General features: G+C 68.1%; 19 protein-coding genes and 1 pseudogene. 4 read left to right on the forward strand and 16 right to left on the reverse strand.

From position 1 onward, the window contains the following. Positions 1-82: 82 nt before the first annotated feature. The 4 genes from OG707_RS04910 to OG707_RS04925 all read right to left on the reverse strand — a co-directional run bounded on the left by OG707_RS04910 (position 83) and on the right by OG707_RS04925 (position 4,182). Positions 83-454: an FKBP-type peptidyl-prolyl cis-trans isomerase gene (locus OG707_RS04910; protein ID WP_329114716.1), complete on the reverse strand. Its 372-nt coding sequence runs from the start codon at positions 452-454 to the stop codon at positions 83-85. A gap of 43 nt (positions 455-497) precedes the next feature. Continuing rightward, entirely contained in the window at positions 498-1,442 is a 945-nt protein-coding gene (locus OG707_RS04915) for an FKBP-type peptidyl-prolyl cis-trans isomerase (protein ID WP_329114719.1), read from the reverse strand. Positions 1,443-1,551: 109 nt separating this feature from the next. Next, a complete protein-coding gene (gene pafA, locus OG707_RS04920; RefSeq protein ID WP_329114721.1) occupies positions 1,552-2,913 on the reverse strand; it encodes a Pup--protein ligase in 1,362 nt (453 codons plus the stop codon). A gap of 9 nt (positions 2,914-2,922) precedes the next feature. Further along, positions 2,923-4,182 (reverse strand): MFS transporter, encoded by a 1,260-nt coding sequence (locus OG707_RS04925; RefSeq protein WP_329114723.1) that lies wholly within the window; start codon positions 4,180-4,182, stop codon positions 2,923-2,925. Between the two features lie 66 nt (positions 4,183-4,248). Here OG707_RS04925 and OG707_RS04930 point away from each other — a divergent pair, with 66 nt between their 5' ends. Then, entirely contained in the window at positions 4,249-5,304 is a 1,056-nt protein-coding gene (locus tag OG707_RS04930) for a LacI family DNA-binding transcriptional regulator (RefSeq protein ID WP_329114724.1), read from the forward strand. 58 nt (positions 5,305-5,362) lie between these two features. Here the strand turns inward: OG707_RS04930 and prcA are convergent, their stop codons facing one another. The 6 genes and pseudogenes from prcA to arc form a co-directional block, all read right to left on the reverse strand. Next, positions 5,363-6,115, reverse strand: coding sequence for a proteasome subunit alpha (prcA, locus tag OG707_RS04935; protein ID WP_329114726.1), 753 nt, complete (start codon positions 6,113-6,115; stop codon positions 5,363-5,365). Positions 6,116-6,169: 54 nt separating this feature from the next. Continuing rightward, entirely contained in the window at positions 6,170-7,015 is an 846-nt protein-coding gene (gene prcB / locus OG707_RS04940; RefSeq protein WP_329114728.1) for a proteasome subunit beta, read from the reverse strand. Continuing rightward, a pseudogene (locus OG707_RS42425) lies at positions 6,967-7,089 on the reverse strand (endonuclease VII domain-containing protein); the annotation flags it as partial. The gene prcB and the pseudogene OG707_RS42425, both read right to left, overlap by 49 nt. Before the next feature lie 70 nt (positions 7,090-7,159). Next, a complete protein-coding gene (locus OG707_RS04945; protein WP_206961727.1) occupies positions 7,160-7,378 on the reverse strand; it encodes a ubiquitin-like protein Pup in 219 nt (72 codons plus the stop codon). A gap of 119 nt (positions 7,379-7,497) precedes the next feature. Then, a complete protein-coding gene (gene dop / locus OG707_RS04950) occupies positions 7,498-9,009 on the reverse strand; it encodes a depupylase/deamidase Dop (protein ID WP_329114731.1) in 1,512 nt (503 codons plus the stop codon). Between the two features lie 260 nt (positions 9,010-9,269). Continuing rightward, the gene (gene arc / locus OG707_RS04955) at positions 9,270-11,036 is read right to left on the reverse strand and encodes a proteasome ATPase (RefSeq protein ID WP_329114732.1); all 1,767 of its coding nucleotides are present in this window, start codon (positions 11,034-11,036) and stop codon (positions 9,270-9,272) included. Between the two features lie 241 nt (positions 11,037-11,277). On the opposite strand from arc, the gene OG707_RS04960 reads away from it, so the two are divergent. Continuing rightward, positions 11,278-11,589 (forward strand): ferredoxin, encoded by a 312-nt coding sequence (locus OG707_RS04960; protein ID WP_329114734.1) that lies wholly within the window; start codon positions 11,278-11,280, stop codon positions 11,587-11,589. 4 nt (positions 11,590-11,593) lie between these two features. Here OG707_RS04960 and OG707_RS04965 read toward each other — a convergent pair whose 3' ends face one another. From OG707_RS04965 to OG707_RS04975, 3 genes are all read right to left on the reverse strand, one after another. Beyond that, positions 11,594-12,154, reverse strand: a complete 561-nt coding sequence (locus OG707_RS04965; protein WP_329114736.1) for a hypothetical protein — start codon at positions 12,152-12,154, stop codon at positions 11,594-11,596. A 165-nt stretch (positions 12,155-12,319) separates the two neighbouring features. After that, positions 12,320-13,240 carry a tRNA (adenine-N1)-methyltransferase gene (locus tag OG707_RS04970; RefSeq protein ID WP_329114738.1) on the reverse strand — a complete coding sequence of 307 codons (921 nt, stop codon included), beginning with the start codon at positions 13,238-13,240 and terminating at the stop codon, positions 12,320-12,322. A gap of 18 nt (positions 13,241-13,258) precedes the next feature. Continuing rightward, positions 13,259-14,503 carry a site-2 protease family protein gene (locus OG707_RS04975; RefSeq protein ID WP_329114740.1) on the reverse strand — a complete coding sequence of 415 codons (1,245 nt, stop codon included), beginning with the start codon at positions 14,501-14,503 and terminating at the stop codon, positions 13,259-13,261. A 55-nt stretch (positions 14,504-14,558) separates the two neighbouring features. Between OG707_RS04975 and OG707_RS04980 the strand changes: the two genes are divergently transcribed. Continuing rightward, a complete protein-coding gene (locus OG707_RS04980; protein ID WP_443071264.1) occupies positions 14,559-15,443 on the forward strand; it encodes a RecB family exonuclease in 885 nt (294 codons plus the stop codon). A gap of 45 nt (positions 15,444-15,488) precedes the next feature. Further along, positions 15,489-16,160 (forward strand): response regulator transcription factor, encoded by a 672-nt coding sequence (locus OG707_RS04985; RefSeq protein ID WP_329114744.1) that lies wholly within the window; start codon positions 15,489-15,491, stop codon positions 16,158-16,160. Between the two features lie 30 nt (positions 16,161-16,190). On the opposite strand, the gene OG707_RS04990 is transcribed toward OG707_RS04985, so the two are convergent. From OG707_RS04990 to OG707_RS05000, 3 genes are all read right to left on the reverse strand, one after another. Continuing rightward, entirely contained in the window at positions 16,191-17,777 is a 1,587-nt protein-coding gene (locus OG707_RS04990; RefSeq protein ID WP_329114746.1) for an ABC transporter substrate-binding protein, read from the reverse strand. A gap of 72 nt (positions 17,778-17,849) precedes the next feature. Then, on the reverse strand, positions 17,850-19,448 hold the full coding sequence (locus OG707_RS04995) for an ABC transporter substrate-binding protein (RefSeq protein WP_329114748.1): 1,599 nt from the start codon (positions 19,446-19,448) through the stop codon (positions 17,850-17,852). Positions 19,449-19,950: 502 nt separating this feature from the next. Next, on the reverse strand, positions 19,951-20,652 hold the full coding sequence (locus OG707_RS05000) for an HAD family hydrolase (protein WP_329114750.1): 702 nt from the start codon (positions 20,650-20,652) through the stop codon (positions 19,951-19,953). Positions 20,653-20,742 lie beyond the last annotated feature (90 nt).

Below are 20,742 nucleotides of genomic sequence, written 5' to 3' on the forward strand. Positions count from 1 at the left end.
GACCGTACCGCTCAGGGGGTGCGTGGCAAAAGCCGAGGGCCCCTGCCAGCAGGCAGGGGCCCTCGGAGTGAACGACTGCGGATCAGACCGCGACCAGGTCGCAGACGAAGATCAGCGTCTCGCCGGGCTTGATGGCACCGCCGGCACCGCGGTCGCCGTAGGCGAGGTGCGCGGGAATGATCAGCTCGCGACGGCCGCCGACCTTCATGCCCTGGACGCCCTGGTCCCAGCCGGAGATGACCTGGCCGACACCGAGCCGGAACTGCAGCGGGGTGCCGCGGTTCCAGGAGGCGTCGAACTCTTCGCCGGAGGAGAAGGCCACACCCACGTAGTGGACGGAGACGGTGTCCCCGGCCTTGGCCTCCGCGCCGTCACCCTCCCAGAGGTCCCTGATCTTCAGTTCGGTCGGCGCTTCGCCACCCGGAAAGTCGATCTCGGGCTTCTCGATGCTCACTGCGTAACTCCTCTTCAAGACGAACGGGGCAACCGGGACAGTCTTACATCACTGCCAGGATGTCGATCGCGAAGACCAGAGTGGACTTGGCGGGAATGCCCTGCGTGGCCTTGTTCCCGAACGCCTGGTCCGGCGGGATCACCAGAAGGACGCGGCTGCCGACCTTCTTGCCGACCAGGCCGTTCTTCAGCCCCTTGACCGTGAGCTGCTGCATGGCGAAGGTCTGCGTCTTGCCCAGGTCGTACGTCGAGTCGAACTTCTTGCCGTCCTTCCAGAGCAGGCCGACGTAGTTCAGTACGACGTTGTCCTTGTCCGTGACCTTGGCGCCGTCGCTCTCCAGGACGTAGTTGGAGACGAGCTTCGTCGGGGCGTCGGTCTTGGGGACCGTCACCGTCGGGGCCTTGCCGTCGGTGTTCGTGCCGACCTTGGGCAGCGCGGCGTCCGTCTGCGGGACTTCCTTGCCCTTGGCCGAGGCCGGGATCTGCGTGCTCTTCACGATGTCCACGACGAACACCAGCGTCGAGTTGGCCGGGATGGTGCCCTGCGCCGTCGAGCCGTAACCCAGGCTCGGCGGGATCACCATCTCGACGCGGCTGCCGACCTTCTGGCCCTCGAGACCCTGGTCCCAGCCCTTGATGACATCGCCCGCGCCGACCGTCAGCGAGAACGGCGCCTTGCGGTCGTAGCTGTTGTCGAAGGGCGTGGTGGAAACCCAGGTCTGGCCGAGGTAGTTGACCGAGACCGCGTCGCCCTTCTTGACCTCCGCGCCGTTGCCCTTGCTGATGACATCGACCTTGAGGTCCTTCGGCGGATTGCCCTTCCCCTTGGCGAGAGTCGGCTTCTCACCGAACTTGGCGCCCGCCGTGATCGCGGGCAGATCGCCCGACGCAGCGGAGGAGGAGGTGGAGTCGGAGCCCTTGTCGTCGCTACCGCAGGCTGCCGACAGCAGCAGCAGGGGGACGACCAGAAGGCCGGCAAGTCGGCGCACGTGTTCCTCAGATCTCAGACGGCACAGTAGTTGCCCGCCACTCTAAGGCGTGCCATGGGCCCCGCACGAGGAACGTACGGGGCCCATGTCGTTCACCGGAACGTGACGCTCACATCCCTGCGATCAGCTTCTCCACCCGGTCGTCGACGGACCGGAAGGGGTCCTTGCAGAGCACGGTGCGCTGCGCCTGGTCGTTCAGCTTCAGATGCACCCAGTCGACGGTGAAGTCCCGCCGCTGCTCCTGCGCCCGGCGGATGAAGTCGCCGCGCAGCCGCGCCCTGGTGGTCTGCGGGGGCACCGACTTGCCCTCGAAGATCTTCAGGTCGTTGCAGATCCGGGCGGCCTGCCCCCTCTTCTCGAGGAGGTAGTACAGCCCGCGACGACGGTGGATGTCGTGGTACGCCAGGTCGATCTGGGCGACCCGCGGATTCGACATGGTCATGTTGTGCTTGGCCCGGTACCGCTCGATGAGCTTGTACTTCATGACCCAGTCGATCTCGGTGCCGATCCGGTCGAGATCCTCCGCCTCGATCGCGTCCAGCGTCCGGCCCCACAGCTCCAGGACCTGCTCGACCTGACCGGTGCGGATGCCCCGCCGCTCGACGAAGTCCACGGCCTTCTCGTAGTACTCGCGCTGGACTTCCAGGGCGGACGCCTCGCGCCCGCTCGCCAGACGCACCTTGCGCGCGCCCGTGATGTCGTGGCTGACCTCGCGGATGGCCCGGATCGGGTTCTCCAGGGTCAGATCGCGCATCACCGTGCCCGCCTCGATCATGCGCAGCACGAGGTCGGTGGCACCGACCTTCAGCATCATGGTCGTCTCGGACATGTTCGAGTCGCCGACGATGACATGGAGGCGGCGGTACCGCTCCGCGTCCGCGTGCGGCTCGTCGCGGGTGTTGATGATCGGCCGGGAACGGGTGGTGGCAGAGCTGACGCCCTCCCAGATGTGCTCGGCTCGCTGGCTGACGCAGAACACCGCACCGCGCGGCGTCTGCAGCACCTTGCCCGCTCCGCACAGGAGTTGGCGGGTGACGAGGAACGGAATGAGGATGTCCGCGAGCCGGGAGAACTCTCCGTGGCGTGCGACGAGATAGTTCTCGTGGCAGCCGTAGGAGTTTCCTGCCGAGTCGGTGTTGTTCTTGAAGAGATAGACGTCGCCCGCGATTCCCTCCTCGTGCAGGCGGCGTTCGGCGTCGACGAGCAGGCCTTCGAGAATGCGCTCGCCGGCCTTGTCGTGCGTGACCAGCTCGGTCACGTTGTCGCATTCGGGAGTTGCGTATTCCGGATGCGAACCCACGTCGAGGTAGAGGCGGGCGCCGTTCCGCAGGAAGACGTTGCTGCTGCGGCCCCATGACACAACACGGCGGAAGAGGTAGCGCGCCACTTCATCAGGAGACAGTCGGCGCTGTCCCCTGAATGTGCACGTGACGCCGTACTCGTTCTCCAGCCCGAAAATGCGGCGGTCCATGACTGAACATTACGCCTGATGGCCTGTCCTGAAACCGGGTTCGACGGCACCGTTTCGATCATTTTCGGAAGCGGATACGACATGACCCACGCGCTCCGGAGCTGCGAGGACCCGTTGAGTGGCCAGCAGTACGAGCAGTGCGGCGACCCCGCCGCCGCCCGCCGCGGCGAAGCCGGCGGCCACTCCCCCGTACTCGACGGCGGGCCCCGCAGCGGCCGTTCCCAGCGCCGCGCCGACCCCGAACGTGGTCACCAGCCAGGAGAAAGCCTCGGTCACCGTGCCGCGCGGCGCGTGCCGGTCGACGACGATGAACGCACACGCGATGGCGGGCGCCAGGAAGATCCCGGCGACGGTCGTCAGCACGGTCATCGCCACCACTCCGGGCACCAGCATCAGCGGCAGATAGCCGACCGCCAGGAAGCCGACGAGGACCCGCAGTCGCTTTTCGGCCGCCCCCGCCCACTGCCGCGCCCCGTACACCAGACCGCCGAGGAGCGCGCCGAGCCCGATCGCCGCCATCAGCGTCCCGTAGACCACGTCCCCGCCGTGGTCGTCCGCGTACGCGACCGAGGCCACCGTGATCGACCCCAGCGCCAGCCCCACGAAGAAGAACGCGCCGAGCAGGGCGAGCAGCCCGCGTGAGCGCAGCGCGCCCAGCCAGTGAGCCTCGCGGGGCGCCGAACGCCAGGTCCTGGACGGCTCGGAGAGGACCACGGAAAGCGCCCCCAGGACCCCGATCACGTTGATGGCGACCACCGCCGCCGCCTCCGACCAGAGCGCGACGGCGAGCGTGACGAGCAACGGGCCGACGGTGAACATCACTTCCTGCGCCACCGCGTCCATCGCATAGGCGGCGTGCACCCGGTCCTCGCGCTTGAGCACTCCGGGCCACAGCGCCCGCAGCCCGCCCTCGAGCGGTGGCGTGAAGAGACCGGCGATCAGCATCGCGACGTAGGCGAGGGCCACCGGGTCGATCCCGACGGCGGCGAAGAGCACCATGCCGAGCGCCGAGACCACCGCGGAGGGCAGCATCACGCGCGGCTGTCCGTACAGGTCCACGGCGCGCCCGAGCAGCGGCTGGCCGACGGCCGTGGCGATGCCGTACACGGCTGACAGTGCGCCGGCGAGGGAGTAACTCCCGCCCTCGGCACGGACGTAGAGCACCACGGCGATGGCGGCGGTCGCATTGGGGAGCCGGCCGACCAGCGTGCCGGTCAGCAGCCGCGCCACATGCCTGGTCCCGAGGAGTTCCGCGTATCCCGCGGCCATGTCCCGCCCCTGTCTCCCCGGCCCGCCGCCGAGGTGTTACGTATAACGTCCGGGGTTATACGTACCATGTGCGCAGACCAGGAGTCCAGACGCCCGGAGGCCACAGTGACCCGCACCGAACCCGGTGTCCCACCGCGCCCCACCAGCCGCGACGTCGCCCGCGCCGCCGGGGTCTCCCAGGCCACGGTCTCCCTCGTACTCGGCGAGAAATGGGCCGGCAGGGTCTCGGCACGCACCGTGGGACTCGTCCGCGACGCCGCCGCCGAACTCGGCTACCGCCCCAATCTGGCGGCCCGCAACCTCCGCCTCGGCTCCACCAGGACAGCCCTGCTCGTCGTCCCCGCGCTCACCACCGAGTTCTTCGCCCGCGTCTACACCGGAGCGGCCGAGACCGCCGGGGAGCACGGCTTCGGGGTCGTCCTGTACCCCTCCCCCGACGGCATGGGGCCTGCGCGCGACCCCTTCGCCTCGGCCCGATCCTCCCTCGACGGAGTCATCGCCTCCTCCATCGCCGTCGACTCCCTCGCCTCCCTCCGCAGCTCGGACCTGCCCCTGGTGATGCTCGACAGCGACCCCGCCGAGACGACCGCGGCCGCCCACGTCAACCTCGACATCGCCGACGGCATGCGCCAGGTGACGGACCATCTCCTGGCCCTGGGCCACCGCGACTTCCTCCACCTGGCGTCGTCCGTCGACTCCTGGACCTTCGACGTACGCGCCGAGGCGCTGCACGAGGCCCTGCGCGGATCCCGGGTCCGCACCGTCAAGGCACCCTTGAACGTGGACGCGGCGCGAGCGGCGGCGGAATCAGCCCTCTCCGGACCCGGACCGCACCCGACCGCCGTCATCTGCGACGACGACATCATGGCCGCCGGCGCCTGCAAGGCCGCCCGCCGTCTGGGCCTGCGCGTCCCCGAGGACCTCTCCGTCACGGGCTTCGACGACCTCGCCCTGGCCACCGCCATCGAACCCGAACTCACCACCGTGGCGCTGCCCGCCGAGGAGATCGGCCGCCGCGGCATGGCAGCCCTCCTGGCCGTCCTGGACGGCACCCAGCCCTCCCCGGACACCCTCCCCGTCCAGCTCCTCGTACGGGGCTCCACGGCGCCACCACGCGCCTGACAGCACAGTGCCCCGGACCGCACGGGCGATCCGGGGCACCGCAGAACAACTGGGCGGACTACTCGTCCTCTTCCTCGTCGGAAGGAACGTCCGTCTTCGCACTCGCCGCATCGTCCGCGGCGAGCAGCCTGGAGAGCTGACGCCCGACGATCCGCTTGAACTTCCGCTGCTGCGGCCTCGTACGGTCCAGGACCGCCACCTCGAGCCGCTCCGCGGGGATCTCCCGCTCGCTGCCGTTGGTGTCCCGCGACAGCGCCTGGACGGCCAGCTTCAGCGCCTCCGCCAGTGTCATCCCGTCCCGGTGCTGCTGGTCGAGGAACGTGCTGATCTGCTCGGCATTGCCACCGACCGCGACCGAACCGTGTTCGTCCACGATCGATCCGTCGTGCGGCAGCCGGTAGATCTGATCGCCCTCGGCCTCGCTGCCGACCTCGGCGACGACCAGCTCCACCTCGTACGGCTTCTCGGCCGCACTGGAGAAGATCGTGCCCAGCGTCTGGGCGTAGACATTCGCCAGCCCACGGGCCGTCACATCGTCGCGGTCGTAGGTGTATCCGCGCAGATCCGCGTAGCGCACACCGCCGATCCGCAGGTTCTCGTACTCGTTGTACTTGCCGGCGGCCGCGAAGCCGATCCGGTCGTAGATCTCGCTGAACTTGTGCAGCGCACGGGACGGGTTCTCGCCGACGAAGACAATGCCGTCGGCGTACTGCAGCACAACCAGGCTGCGACCGCGGGCGATGCCCTTCCGGGCGTATTCCGCCCGGTCGGCCATGGCCTGCTGGGGTGAGACATAAAACGGCGTCGACACCGGCTATCCGTCCCTTTCTGTCAGTGACGAGTGCATCGGAGAGGTCCCAGATCCTCAGAGCAGCGCGGCGCGCGGCCCGTCGGGCTGTTCGAGGCGCCGCTCGATGATCGAGCGGGCCAGCTCGGAGCTCTCCGCGTCGCTCAGTCTGCGGAAGCCCTCATCAGTGATGACGGTGACGATCGGATAGATCCGGCGGGCCACGTCGGGGCCGCCGGTCGCCGAGTCGTCGTCGGCGGCGTCGTACAGCGCCTGGATGACCAGCGTGGTGGTCTCCGCCTCGGTCAGATCGCCGCGGTAGAGCTTCTTCATGGAGCCCTTGGCGAAGATCGAACCGGAGCCGGTGGCCGCGTACCCGACCTCTTCGGAGCGTCCGCCCGTGACGTCGTACGAGAAGATGCGCCCCTTCCCGCGGTCGACGTCGTACCCGGCGAAGAGAGGCACAACTGCCAGCCCCTGCATGGCCATTCCAAGATTCCCGCGAATCATGGTGGAGAGCCGGTTGGCCTTGCCCTCCAGGGAGAGCGTGGTCCCCTCGACCTTCTCGAAGTGCTCGAGCTCCAGCTGGAAGAGCTTGACCATCTCGACGGCGAGGCCGGCCGTGCCCGCGATCCCGACGGCCGAGTACTCGTCGGCCGGGAAGACCTTCTCGATGTCGCGCTGGGCGATCATGTTGCCCATGGTCGCCCGCCGGTCACCGGCGAGGACGACCCCGCCGGGGAAGGACGCGGCCACGATGGTGGTGCCGTGCGGCGCCTGGATCGCACCCTGCACCACCGGCAGGGGACGGTTGCCCGGGAGCATCTCGGGCTGATGGTCGGTCAGGAAGTCCATGAACGAGGACGACCCGGGCGTCAGGAAGGCAGCTGGTAGACGCCCGGTGCTACGAGTGTTGGCTTCCACGCGTTTCCTTCCAGGTAAGCAAAGTTGAAGCACAGTACGCCACGGACCCTACCCGTCCGAGAGCGTTGATCCACCTGATCTCGAGAGTGCGGTGGGATGCCTCGCTCCACGCGAAGGCACCCCACTGCCGTTCACATCCGTGGACTACTGTCCACCCTTTTGAACGAAGGAACGCACGAAGTCTTCCGCGTTCTCCTCGAGGACGTCATCGATCTCGTCCAGGACGGAGTCCACATCGTCGGACAGCTTCTCCTGCCGTTCCTTGAGGTCCTCGGAGCCCTGCGCGTCCTGCGCAACCTCTTCGGTCTCCTCGGTGGAACGCGTGGCCTTCTGCTGTCCGCCGCCGGTGTCCTTGGTCGCCATCTACCTCACCCCGCTCGGTTCGATGCACTTGATCAGACCCTACAAGCGGGGTCCGACATTGGCCCGGTACTTCTTTGAACGTCCGGGCCCACCTTGATGTTTCCCCTCCGCCGGACTTTTCAGCCCCCGGACAGCACCCGGACCAGGTCTTCCGCGGTCCGGCACCGGTCGAGGAGCTCCTTGACGTGGTTGCGGGTCCCCCGCAGCGGCTCCAGCGTGGGCACCCGCTGCAGCGAGTCGCGGCCCGGCAGGTCGAAGATCACCGAATCCCAGGAGGCCGCCGCGACGTCGTCCGCGTACTGCTCGAGGCAGCGGCCGCGGAAGTACGCCCTGGTGTCCTCGGGGGGCTTCGTCTCGGCCCGTACGACCTCGGGCTCGTCCAGGATCCGCTTCATCTTGCCGCGGGCCGCCAGACGGTTGTACAGCCCCTTCTCGGGCCGTACGTCCGCGTACTGGAGGTCCACCAGGTGCAGCCGCGCCGCGTCCCAGTCGACGCCGTCACGGCGCCGGTAGCCCTCCAGGATTTCGCGCTTGGTGATCCAGTCGAGCTCGCCCGACAGGCTCATCGGGTCGTTCTCGAGCCGGTTGAGCGTGTCCTCCCAGCGGCCCAGGACGTCCTTCGTCTGCTCGTCCGCGTCCGCGCCGTACCGCTCCTCGACGTACTTGTGCGCCAGCTCGAAGTACTCCATCTGGAGCTGCACCGCGGTCAGCGTGCGGCCGCTGCGCAGGGTGATCAGGCGCTGGAGCGTCGGGTCGTGGGAGACCTGGTGCAGGGTGCGCACCGGCTGGTCGACGGCGAGGTCCACGTTGATGAAGCCGTCCTCGATCATCGAGAGGACGAGCGACGTGGTGCCGAGCTTGAGATAGGTCGAGATCTCCGAGAGGTTCGCGTCGCCGATGATGACGTGCAGCCGGCGGTACTTCTCCGCGTCGGAGTGCGGTTCGTCGCGCGTGTTGATGATGGGGCGCTTGAGCGTGGTCTCCAGGCCGACCTCGACCTCGAAGTAGTCCGCTCGCTGGCTGATCTGGAAACCGTGCTCGTGGCCGTCCTGGCCGATGCCCACCCGGCCCGCTCCGGTCACGACCTGACGCGAGACGAAGAACGGGGTGAGGTGGCGCACGATGTCCGAGAAGGGGGTCTCCCGCTTCATCAGGTAGTTCTCGTGCGTGCCGTACGAGGCGCCCTTGTTGTCGGTGTTGTTCTTGTAGAGGTGGATGGGCTGGGCGCCGGGGAGCTGCGCGGCGCGTTCGGCGGCTTCGGCCATGATGCGCTCGCCGGCCTTGTCCCAGAGGACGGCGTCGCGCGGGTTGGTGACTTCGGGCGAGCTGTACTCGGGGTGCGCGTGGTCGACGTAGAGCCGGGCCCCGTTGGTGAGGATGACGTTGGCGAGGCCGATGTCCTCGTCGGTGAGCTGGCTGTTGTCGGCGGCTTCGCGGGCGAGGTCGAAGCCTCGTGCGTCCCGCAGCGGGTTCTCCTCCTCGAAGTCCCAGCGGGCGCGGCGCGCCCGGTGCATCGCCGCCGCGTAGGCGTTGACGATCTGGGACGAGGTGAGCATGGCATTGGCGTTGGGGTGGCCAGGGACGGAGATGCCGTACTCCGTCTCGATGCCCATTACTCGCCGTACGGTCATGCTGCGGCCCTCCTTGCCCGGCGGCGCTCCCTCGGGGAGCGGCGCTCAAGTACCGCTGTAGCTCCGGTGCGTGTGCGGTGCCCGTCCCCGCACGGCGCGTCTTGGCGGTACCGAAGAGCCTAGAACGCCTTTGCGCTGGTGGGGAGATCAATAACGTGTTTGCTCGTGTGTGGTTGTGGGTGGGCGGAAATGCGAACCGGCTGCGGGTGCCCGGCGGGGCGCCCGCAGCCGGTCTGTGTTCTGCAGGTAGTGCTTCGTACTTACAGGTACTGACCGGTGTTCGCCACCGTGTCGATGGAGCGTCCGGTGTCCGCGCCCTGCTTTCCGGTGACGAGCGTGCGGATGAAGACGATCCGCTCGCCCTTCTTGCCGGAGATACGGGCCCAGTCGTCGGGGTTGGTGGTGTTGGGCAGGTCCTCGTTCTCCTTGAACTCGTCCACGCAAGCCTGGAGGAGGTGGGAGACGCGGATGCCCTTCTGGCCCTGCTCGAGGAAGGCCTTGATGGCCATCTTCTTGGCCCGGTCGACGATGTTCTGGATCATCGCGCCGGAGTTGAAGTCCTTGAAGTACAGGACTTCCTTGTCGCCGTTGGCGTACGTCACCTCGAGGAAGCGGTTCTCCTCGGACTCGGTGTACATGCGCTCGACGACGGACTGGATCATGCCCTGCACCGCGGCGTCGTGGCTGCCGTGGTGCTCGGACAGGTCGTCCGCGTGGAAGGGCAGGGAGGAGCGGAGGTACTTGGCGAAGATGTCCTTCGCAGCCTCTGCGTCGGGACGCTCGATCTTGATCTTCACATCGAGGCGGCCCGGGCGCAGGATCGCGGGGTCGATCATGTCCTCGCGGTTGGAGGCGCCGATGACGATGACGTTCTCCAGGCCTTCCACACCGTCGATCTCGGCGAGCAGCTGGGGGACGATGGTGTTCTCCACGTCCGAGCTGACCCCGGATCCGCGGGTGCGGAAGAGGGATTCCATTTCGTCGAAGAAGACGATGACGGGGGTGCCCTCGCTCGCCTTCTCCCTCGCACGCTGGAAGACGAGGCGGATGTGCCGCTCGGTCTCGCCGACGTACTTGTTGAGGAGCTCGGGTCCCTTGATGTTGAGGAAGTAGCTCTTCCCCGCGGGCTGGCCGGTCACCTCGGCGACCTTCTTGGCCAGTGAGTTGGCCACGGCCTTGGCGATGAGTGTCTTGCCGCAGCCGGGCGGACCGTAGAGCAGGATGCCCTTGGGCGGGCGCAGCTCGTGTTCCTTGAAGAGGTCGGGGTGGAGGTAGGGGAGCTCGACCGCGTCGCGGATCAGTTCGATCTGGTCGCCCAGGCCGCCGATCTTGTCGTAGTCGATGTCCGGGACCTCTTCGAGGACAAGTTCCTCGACCTCGCTCTTGGGCACTACTTCGTAGACGTAACCGGATCGGGAGTCGAGCAGCAGGGCGTCGCCGGGGCGGATGGTGATGTCCAGGAGTGGCTCGGCGAGCCGCACCACCCGCTCCTCGTCGGTGTGCCCGACCACCAGGGCGCGTTCGCCGTCCTCGAGGATCTCCTTGAGAGTGACGATGTCCCCGGCGCGCTCGAATTCCATGGCCTCGACCACGTTGAGCGCTTCGTTGAGCATGACTTCCTGGCCGCGCCTGAGCTCTTCGAGCTCGACGCTGGGACTGACGTTCACCCGGAGCTTGCGGCCCCCGGTGAAGATGTCGCATGTGCCGTCCTCGTTGGCCTGCAGGAAGACTCCGAAGCCGGCCGGCGGCTGTGCGAGCCGGTCGACTTCCTCCTTGAGGGCCACGATCTGGTCGCGGGCCTCGCGAAGGGTGTTGGCGAGCCGCTCGTTCTGTGCGGACACGCCTGCCAAGTTGGTCTGCAGCTCGACGATCCGCTCTTCGAGAATCCTCGTATGGCGCGGAGAGTCGGCGAGCTTGCGGCGCAGGACGGCGATTTCCTGCTCGAGATAGGCAACCTGACCGGCGGGGTCCTCGGACCCTCGCGCGGGCCGGATGCCGCGGTTGATGTCGTCGTCGTGGGCTGCCACGGTCCTCACCTCCTCCAGGGGGAGCTGGACGCTTCCTGACCCTACCTGGGCAGGTGAGCGTTGAAACCTAGATCACAAAGACGGGTCGGACTGTGTCCGATCTTCACCCTTGCGTACTCCCTCACGCCAGGGGGATACCCACCCATCAACATCGGAAAGCGGGCGGTTGTATCGTCGAAGCGTTCAACACCCGTCAGGGCTGGCTTCATTTGGTTCAACAGCGCAGGAAACGGCAGGGGAAATGACCGTGCAGCACGAGGCTGTGACCGACGACAGCGCCCAGTCCCTCGAGGTCTGGATCGACCAGGACCTCTGCACTGGTGACGGCATCTGTGTGCAGTACGCGCCGGAGGTCTTCGAGCTCGACATCGACGGTCTGGCGTACGTGAAGAGTGCCGACGACGAGCTGCTTCAGACGGCCGGAGCCACAACACCCGTGCCGCTGACGCTTCTGACGGATGTCGTGGACTCCGCGAAGGAGTGCCCGGGCGACTGCATTCATGTACGTCGCGTTTCGGACAGGGTCGAGGTCTACGGTCCCGACGCGGAGTGACGGATCACATACTCTGCGCTTCGACCTGGGCCGAGCGCAGGAACTTCCCGCCCTGCCAGTGCCACTTGGCCTTCTCCTGGACGTCGGGGCAGCAGCGCGGGACCGCATCGTCGGTGTAGCCGAGCAGGGTCGCCGTCACGTCGCCGTCCTGGACGGCGAGGTCCGTGACGCTCTGCTCGAGGGCCGGGTCCAGCAGTGTGGCGACGACGCGGGGCGGGCCGCTCTTGGCGGCGGCGCGGGTGAGGACGTAGATGCCGCTGGGCGGGGTGCCCGAGCCGGCGGGGCAGCGGACCACGGCGACGGTCTCGGGGCTGTCGTCGCCGTCGAGATCTCCCGCGGCCTGCTTCACGACGGTCGGTTTTGCGCCGTCGCACTGCAGCGGGAAGACCGCGCCGGTGGTGCCGGGGGCCGTGGTCGTGTGCGGTGCGGCCTGTGAGGCGGTGGCGTTGTCGGGCTGGAGGAAGCCTGCCGCCGCGACGACCGCGGCCATTGCGGTTGCTGTGGCGAGCCAGTGGACCGGACGGGTCCGGGTGTGCGCGAGATCCGGGAGCGCGGAGGGCTGCACGCGGGATGTCTCCTGTGGTGCCGTTGCTGGTGGGGGTGGCGTGAATGGTGCCACATGTCACAGGCGCACGGAACAGCGGGGTTGTTAAGGCCAACGTAAAGACGCCGCCGCCGAGTTCCCCGGTGTACGGGACGAACTCGGCGGCGGCGCCGGTGTGTTGCGGGGTCAGCCCTGGGGCGTCTCGCGGGCGGCCGAGCCGCTCTCGCTGCCGGGGCCGGTGTAGTCGTCGCCGTACGCGCCCTTGGAGGGGCGGCGGCGGCGCATGGGCGGCTCGACGCCGTCCGCGAGGCGGCGGGCGGTGACGAGGAAGCCGGTGTGGCCGATCATCCGGTGGTCGGGGCGGACGGCGAGTCCTTCCACGTGCCAGTTGCGGATCATCGATTCCCAGGGCTGGGGTTCGGCGAAGCAGCCGATCTCCCGGATGGACTCGACGGTGCGCGAGAGCTGGGTGGTGGTGGCCACGTAGCAGCAGAGGATGCCGCCGGGGACGAGCGCCTTGGAGACGGCGTCCAGGCACTCCCAGGGGGCGAGCATGTCCAGGACGACGCGGTCGACGTCGGTGTCGGAGAGGTTGTCCTGGAGGTCGCCGACGGTGAGCTGCCAGGCGGGGTGCGGGCCCCCGAAGTAGCGCTCGACGTTCTGGGTGGCGATCTCCGCGAAGTCCTCGCGGCGCTCGTAGGAGTGCAGCATGCCCTGGTCGCCGACTGCGCGCAGAATGAAGCTGCTGAGCGAGCCGGAGCCCACGCCCGCTTCGACGACGCGTGCGCCGGGGAAGATGTCGGCGAAGGCGATGATCTGCCCCGCGTCCTTGGGGTAGACCACGGCGGCGCCGCGGGGCATGGAGAGGACGAAGTCGGGGAGCAGGGGGCGCAGCGCGAGGTAGGCGACGTTTCCCGTGGTACGGACAACACTGCCCTCGGGGGCACCGATCAGCTCGTCGTGCGGGAAAGAACCCTTGTGGGTGTGGAAGTTCTTTCCTGCTTCGAGCGTGAAGGTGTGGTGGCGTCCCTTGGGGTCGGTGAGCTGGACCTGGTCCCCGATTTTGAAGGGCCCACGTCGGCGGGCGGCACCGGTCGGTTCGGACATGTGCCCAGCCTACCGGCCCTATGAGCCGGGTCGCGCCATGGCTGCGACGAATGCGCGTTCGACGTCGGCGGTGGAGAGGACGCCGTAGATCGAGCCGTTCTCCTCGATCACGAGGTACTCGGTGGCGGGGTGGGCGCGCAGGGTGTCGAGGAGCGCCTCGCCGGCCAGTTCGGCCGGGACCTTCATGCCTTCGGTGAGGTCCTGGGCCAGGCCGCTGACGGCGACCCAGGGGCGGCGGTGCTCGGGTACGCCGACGATGGCCGCCTCCCTGACCAGGGCCTTGGGGTCGCCCTGTCCGTCGACGATCACGAGGGCGCGGGCGCCTGCCTCGTTGGCGCGGCGCAGCGCCTCGGAGAGCGGGGTGTTCGTCTCCACGGGGACCGCGCGCCGGGTGAGGGCGCGGGCCTGGAGTTCGGGGAGGTGTTCGCGCAGCCGTGCCATGCGCAGGCTGTTGCCCGCCCCGGTCCAGATGATCGCGGCGAGGATCGCGGCGAGCAGTGCGTCGGTGACGGTGGTCATCCCGCCGATGTCCGCGCTGTCGTTGCCGAGGGCGCCGGTGTGGGTGAGCAGGGGGAGGCCGATGAGGACGGTGACGGCGAGGGCCCGGCCGAACCAGGCGGCGGCGACGGTGCCGCTCATCGGGTTGCCGGTGATCTTCCAGACGACGGCGCGGAGCATCCGGCCGCCGTCCAGCGGCAGGCCAGGCAGCAGGTTGAAGGCCGCCACGATGAGGTTGGAGATCATCAGGCCGGCGAGGAGCACTCCGGGGACGGTGCCTGGCTCGACGGCCTGCATGCCGAGGTAGAAGAGCCCGGAGAGGACGAGGGAGAGGAGCGGGCCGACGAAGGCGAGGACGAATTCCCGGCCGGGGGTGTCGGACTCCTTCTCGATCTCGGAGACTCCGCCGAAGAACTGCAGCTGGATGCGGCGTACGGGGAGCTTGAAGCGCAGGGCGGCGACGGTGTGCGCGAGCTCGTGGACGAGCACGGAGGCGTAGAAGGCGACGGCGAAGAAGAGGGAGACGAGGTAGCGGGTGCCGCCGAGTTCCGGCAGGACGCGGTCGAGCTGGCCGCCGAAGACCCAGGTGATCAGCGCGGCCACCAGGAACCAGCTGGGCGCGACGTAGACGGGGACGCCGAAGGGGCGGCCCATGAGGATGCCGCCGCCGGGATCGTCGCGGCGTCGCGGTTTGCCGCCCGGATTCTCTTCCCCGGTACCGGACTTGCCGGACTGCGGACGCCCGCTGTCGCCGCTCTCGTCCACGATGTCCCTTCGTTTTCTTCGGAGTCGTCCCCCTTGTGGGGGGAGTCTGTTGTCGATGGTATGCGGACGACTGTCAGTGGCGGGCCGTAGGGTCTTCGTCATGACTACCGCTCAACCGCCCTCCTCACTCTCTCCTTCCCGGGCGAGCGACTTCATGCAGTGTCCGCTGCTGTACAGGTTCCGGGTGATCGACAAGCTGCCCGAGAAGCCGAGTGCGGCGGCGACGCGCGGCACGCTGGTGCACGCGGTGCTGGAGAGGCTCTTCGACAATCCGGCCGCGGAGCGGACGGCGGTGCGCGCGAAGGGGCTCGTCCCCGGTCAGTGGGAGCGGCTGCTGGAGTCCAAGCCGGAGCTGGCCGGGCTGTTCGACGGGACGTCCGAGGACGCCGCGGGCGCGGATCTGGCCACCTGGCTGCGGGAGGCCGAGCAGCTTGTCGAGCGGTGGTTCACGCTGGAGGACCCGACGCGTCTGGAGCCGGCCGAGCGCGAGCTGTTCGTGGAGACCGAGCTGGATTCGGGGCTGCGGCTGCGCGGCATCATCGACCGGGTCGATGTGGCGCCGACCGGTGAGGTGCGGATCGTCGACTACAAGACGGGGAAGGCCCCGCGCCCGGAGTATGCGGAGGGTGCGCTCTTCCAGATGAAGTTCTACGCCCTGGTGGTGTGGCGGCTGAAGGGCATCGTGCCGCGGCGGCTGCAGCTGGTGTATCTGGGCAATGGCGAGGTGCTGACGTACGACCCGGTCGAGGCCGATCTCGAGCGGGTGGAGCGCAAACTGCACGCGCTGTGGGAGGCGATCAGGGAGGCCACCGCGACGGGTGAGTGGCCCACCCGGAAGACGAAGCTGTGCGGCTGGTGCGACCACCAGGCGGTGTGTCCGGAATTCGGGGGTACGCCGCCGGTCTATCCGCTCACCGTGCGCCCCGTGGAGTCGGCGTAGGGGCGTCAGGGCAGAATGGGCCCGGTCTACTGAAGGAGATTCCCCGTGGCGATCCGCGTCCTACTGGTCGACGACCAGCCGCTGCTGCGCACCGGCTTCCGGATGATCCTGGAGGCCGAGCAGGACATCGCGGTGGTCGGCGAGGCCGGGGACGGCCTCCAGGCTCTTGACCAGGTGCGGGCGCTGCAGCCCGATGTGGTCCTGATGGACATCCGGATGCCTCGGATGGACGGGGTCGAGGCGACCCGGCAGATCACGGGCCCGGGCCGGGACGGCCCCGCCAAGGTGCTGGTGCTGACGACGTTCGATCTCGACGAGTACGTGGTGGAGGCGCTGCGCGCCGGCGCGAGCGGCTTCCTGCTCAAGGACGCGCCGGCCGTCGAGCTGGTCCAGGCGATCCGGGTGGTCGCCTCGGGCGAGGCGATGCTGGCGCCGAGCATCACGCGCCGGCTGCTCGACAAGTACGCGGGTCATCTGCCGTCCGGCGAGGAGCCGGTTCCCGACACCCTGCACACGCTGACCGAGCGCGAGGTCGAGGTGCTGAAGCTGGTGGCGCGCGGCCTGTCCAATGCGGAGATCGCCGCTGATCTGTTCGTCAGCGAGACCACGGTCAAGACGCATGTGGGCCATGTGCTGACGAAGTTGGGGCTGCGCGACCGGGTGCAGGCCGCGGTGTACGCGTACGAGAGCGGGCTGGTCCGTCCCGGCGCCCAGTAACGGACGGGGCGCCGGGACGGCCGGCTGCGGTCAGCTCTTGGCGATCTCCCAGAAGCGGAAGACCGTCGAGGCGTCCAGGGTCCATTCGAGACCCTGGATGTTGTCGCGGGCCACGGCGTACTGCTTGCCCTGCCAGAGCGGGAGGATCGGCAGCTGCTCGGCGACGATCTCCTGGAGCTTGCCGAACTCCGAGGAGGTCGTGGCCCGGTCGGCCGCGGCGGAGGTCGACGGGATGATCTCGTCCGTGATGGTCGCGTTGGTGTAGTTGTTGACCAGCACGTTGCCCTTGCCGAAGAACGGCGACGTGAAGTTGTCGGGGTCCGGATAGTCGGGGACCCATCCCTTCACGTACACGCCGTACTTGCCGGCCTTGATGTCCTCCTCGTACTGGTCGAAGGGGACCGACTTCATCGTCGCCTCGAAGAGACCGCTGGCGTTGAGCTGCTTGGCGATGGCCGCGAACTCTTCGTCGGTGGCGGGTCCGTAGCGGCTGGGCGTGGACCAGAGCGTCAGCTTCACCTTGCTGTGGATGCCCGCTGCGTGCAGTGCCTGCTTGGCGAGTGCGGGCTGCGGGCTGCCGCCGTAGGTGTCGAAGAAGGCCGTGTTGTGGGCGGCGATTCCGGCGGGGACGATCGAGTAGAGCGGCTCGGCGGTGGACCGGTAGACGTCCGTGACCAGGGCGTTGCGGTCGACGAGGTACGCCATCGCCTTGCGGACGGCCAGATTGCCGACGACCGGGTCCTTCAGGTTGAAGACCAGGTGCTGGACCTCGGCGCTGGTGCCTTCGACGATCTGGATGCCGTCGTCGCCGGTGGCGGCGGACTCCTGGAGGCTCTCCATGTCCTTGGCGGTGAGACCTCGGTAGGCGAGGTCGATATCGCCGTCCTTGAGCGCGGCGCCCAGCGCCTTCTGGTCGCCGTTGAAGAGCTCCATCGTCATGCCGGTGTTCTTGGCGGTGGCGGTGCCCTTGTACTTCGAGTTGACCGAGAAGACGGCCTTGGACTTGGAGTACGAGTCCAGCTTGTAGACGCCCGAGCCGACCGCCTTGCCGTCCTTGCGCAGCTTGTCGAACGGGTACTCGCGGTGGTCGACGATCGAGCCGGCACCCGAGGCGATCTTGCTGGGGAAGGTGGCGTCGGGGGTGTTGAGGCGGAAGACGACGGTCTTCTCGTCCGGTGTCTCGATCTTGTCGATCGTGGTGAGGAGCGGCATCGGGCCGGCGTCGTCCTTGATCTTCGCCACCCGGTCGAAGGAGTACTTGACGTCCTCCGAGGTGAGGCTGTCGCCGTTGCTGAACTTCAGTCCGTCGCGCAGGGTGCAGCGGTACGTCGTCGATCCGCCCTTGTCGAAGGCGCATTCCTCGGCGGCTTCGGGCTGGGGCGTGGCGCTGCCCTTGGGGAAGCTCATCAGGGACTGGAAGACGTTGTTGAACAGCAGCCAGGATCCCGGGTCGTAGCCCGCCGCCGGGTCCGTGGACTGGATCTCGTCGGACATACCCATGACGATCGGCTGGCCCGAGCCGCCGGAGCCGCCCGAGCCGCTGCCGCAGCCGGTGAGCAGGCCGGCCGCCAGCCCCGCGGCGAGCGGGGCCGACAGCCATTGGTTACGTATCCTCACGCGCAGGTGCCTCACTGATTCGGTGAATTGCTTGCCGGCGCGCGGCCTTCGCGTCCGGAGTACTGCTCGGCGTCAGCTGACTCCGCGGCCGAGCTCCCAGAGCTGGAGATCGGACGAGGAGTTGACCGCCCATTCCACGCCGGTGATGTCGTCACGTGCGGCGATGTACTGCTTGCCCTGCCAGATCGGCAGGACCGGCACGTCGTTGGCCACGATGTCCTGGACCTTCTCGAAGGTCTTCGACGCCGCGTTGCGGTCGGTGGCCCTCCGCGAGTCGGGGATGTAGGTGGTGCGGATCGCGGTGTTCACGTAAGGGGTGTTGAGGAAGTTCCCCTTGTCGAGGAACGGCGCGATGTAGTTGTCCGGGTCCGGGAAGTCGGGGAACCAGCCCAGGCCGTAGACCGCGTACTCGTTCTTCTTCTGCGCCGGGCGGTACTCCGACCACTTGGTGCCCTGCACGGTGACGTCGAAGAGACCGGAGGCGTTCAGCTGCTCCCCCAGCACCTTGAACTCCTTGGCGGTGCCCGAACCGTAGTGGTCGGTCGTGTAGTGCAGCGCCAGCTTCACCGGGGTGTGGATCCCGGCCGTGCGCAGGATCGCGGCGGCCTTGGGCGTGCTCGGGTCGCCGTATTTGTTGAAGAAGGAGTTGCTGTGTCCGGAGATGCTGGTGGGGATGAGGGAGTACAGCGGCTCGGCCGTCGCCCCGTACACCTCGCTGGCGAGCCGGCCGCGGTCGACGACCTGGGCCATCGCCTGACGGACCGCCTTGTTGCGCACCGAGGGGTCGTTGGTGTTGAAGGCCAGGTAGCGGATCTCGAGACCGGGGATCTCGACGAGGTTGATGCCCTCCTTCGGGGAGGCGGACATCTGCTGGATCTGCTCGGGCGACATGGTGCGCGTCATCATGTCGATGTCGCCGTCCGACAGGGCCTTGCCCATCGCGGCGGAGTCGGCGAACGGGTGGATCTCCACCTTGTCGTTCTCGATCTTCAAGTCGCCCTTGTAGTTGGGGTTCTTGGTGAAGACCGCCTTGACGACCTCGTCGCCCTTGGTCTCGGTCTTCAGGGTGTACGGACCCGAACCGTCGACCTTCAGGCCGTCGCGCAGCTTCTTCGGGGCGTAGGTGTCCCGGTCGACGATGCCCGCGGCGGGTGTGGAGAGCTTGTACGGGAACGTGGCGTCGGGCGTCTTGAGGTGGAAGACGATTTCCTCGTCGCCGGCGAGCTCGATCGTGTCGATGTTCTCCAGCAGGGAGACGGGCCCGGCCTCGTCGTTGATGTTCCGCACCCGGTCGATGGAGTACTTCACGTCGGCCGAGGTGATGGCCTTGCCGTTGGCGAACTTCAGCCCGCTGCGCAGGGTGCAGCGGTAGCTCTCGTTCTCATGGTCGGTGAAGTGGCAGTCGCTGGCCGCGTCCGGCACCGGCACTCCGCCGCCGCGCGGAACGTGGACCAGGGTCTGCACGGTCTGGCGCAGGATGTTCCAGGCGCTCGCGTCGTAGGCGAAGGCGGGGTCGAAGGGGGCGGGGGCGTCCTTGGTGGCGACGTACGCATCCGTGGTGCCCACGACGATGGCGTCGCCGTCGCTGCCGCTGCCCGATCCCCCGCAGCCTGCGAGCACGGGGGCCAGCAGGCCCGCGGCGGCCGACAGGGCCAAGGTCTTGCGGTTCATCTGGACGTTCTCCCTCATCCCGCGCTGGGATACAGCGGTCTTCGTGACACTCCGCCGCTGCTGCCCGTTCTGAGCAGCGCGATCGGGCCGGGTACAGAGCGATCAGTCCTGTGTTCTCAGCGGCTTGGTGAGCGCTGGGCCACGAGTGGGGTGCGGCGAAGTTCTCGCGTTGAGATTAGTGGGCTGCGTCAGGAAAGCTGGAACTACGAAGAGTTGAGGACTAATCGTCTCCTCAACGCGAATACCGGCGCACTGATTTGAGGGTGCCGGAATGTTTCGTACACCCGCTCACCAACCGGGACACATGGGTGCCGGGATCGGGGCGCGGCGCCGCCCTCCAGCACGTCAACTCGCCCCTGTCGACGGCACGTCGGGTGACAAAGGTCACGCCCCGGCCGACTTTGGCGGGGCGTGAATTACACGGTGGGGTGCTCACGGAAAATACACGGTCCGCTGCCGAGAGTTTCCCTCTCCATTCAGGGATACACGCTCGGTGAACAGATCAGTGCATTCCCGTGATCAAGGTCGACAGAAAGGCAAGGTCGACTTCTTCGAGCGATCCGACGATCACCCGGCCCGACGCGGGGGCGATGGGTGCGACGGACGGTACGACCACCACACGGCAGCCCGCGGCCTCGGCGGCGGCCACTCCGGTCGCCGTGTCCTCGACGACGGCGCAGCGGGCCGGTTCGGCTCCGAGTCCTGCGGCGGCGAGCAGATACGGGTCGGGGTGCGGCTTGGTGCGCTCCACCTCGTCCCCGGCGACGGTGAGGCGGAAGTGCGAGGGCCCGAGCGAGGCGACGATTCTGTCGATGATGCGCCGGTGCGAGGCGGAGACCAGGGCGGTGGGCACGTCGTGCGCCGCCAGTTCGGCCAGCAGCCGGGCGGCTCCGGGCATCAGCGGCACGCCGCGGCCGATGCGCTCCTCGAACTTGTCGTTGAGCAGCACGCTGAGTTCGGGGAGGGTGATGTCGGCGCCCGTGGCCTCGATGAGGTATCCGGCGCTGCGGGTCATGGGGCCGCCGACCACGATGTGCTTCCAGGTCGGGTCGAGCCGGTGTCCGAGGTCGGCGAAGACCGCCACCTCGGCGTCCCACCAGAAGCCCTCGGTGTCGACGAGGGTCCCGTCCATGTCGAGGAGGACCGCCTGGAGGGCGGAGCCTTCGGCCGTTCGTGTACTGGGCGCGGGGACCGTGCTTGTCATCCGTGCACACCTCCTGGAGGGACGAGAAGGCCGGCCGCCTCCCAGGTGAGGGAGGCGACCGGCCTGCACTGGACCGACCAGTGTACGTCT

Source organism: Streptomyces sp. NBC_01465, assembly GCF_036227325.1.
In the GTDB taxonomy this organism is placed as follows: Bacteria; Actinomycetota; Actinomycetes; order Streptomycetales; family Streptomycetaceae; genus Streptomyces.

Excerpts from the sequence above, each read along its gene's own strand:
- pafA (WP_329114721.1), bottom strand. The coding sequence starts at position 2,913 with ATGGACCGCCGCATTTTCGGGCTGGAGAACGAGTACGGCGTCACGTGC.
- OG707_RS04925 (WP_329114723.1), bottom strand. The coding sequence starts at position 4,182 with ATGGCCGCGGGATACGCGGAACTCCTCGGGACCAGGCATGTGGCGCGG.
- OG707_RS04930 (WP_329114724.1), top strand. The coding sequence starts at position 4,249 with ATGTGCGCAGACCAGGAGTCCAGACGCCCGGAGGCCACAGTGACCCGC.
- OG707_RS04945 (WP_206961727.1), bottom strand. The coding sequence starts at position 7,378 with ATGGCGACCAAGGACACCGGCGGCGGACAGCAGAAGGCCACGCGTTCC.
- dop (WP_329114731.1), bottom strand. The coding sequence starts at position 9,009 with ATGACCGTACGGCGAGTAATGGGCATCGAGACGGAGTACGGCATCTCC.
- OG707_RS04960 (WP_329114734.1), top strand. The coding sequence starts at position 11,278 with ATGACCGTGCAGCACGAGGCTGTGACCGACGACAGCGCCCAGTCCCTC.
- OG707_RS04970 (WP_329114738.1), bottom strand. The coding sequence starts at position 13,240 with ATGTCCGAACCGACCGGTGCCGCCCGCCGACGTGGGCCCTTCAAAATC.
- OG707_RS04980 (WP_443071264.1), top strand. The coding sequence starts at position 14,559 with ATGGTATGCGGACGACTGTCAGTGGCGGGCCGTAGGGTCTTCGTCATG.
- OG707_RS04995 (WP_329114748.1), bottom strand. The coding sequence starts at position 19,448 with ATGAACCGCAAGACCTTGGCCCTGTCGGCCGCCGCGGGCCTGCTGGCC.
- OG707_RS05000 (WP_329114750.1), bottom strand. The coding sequence starts at position 20,652 with ATGACAAGCACGGTCCCCGCGCCCAGTACACGAACGGCCGAAGGCTCC.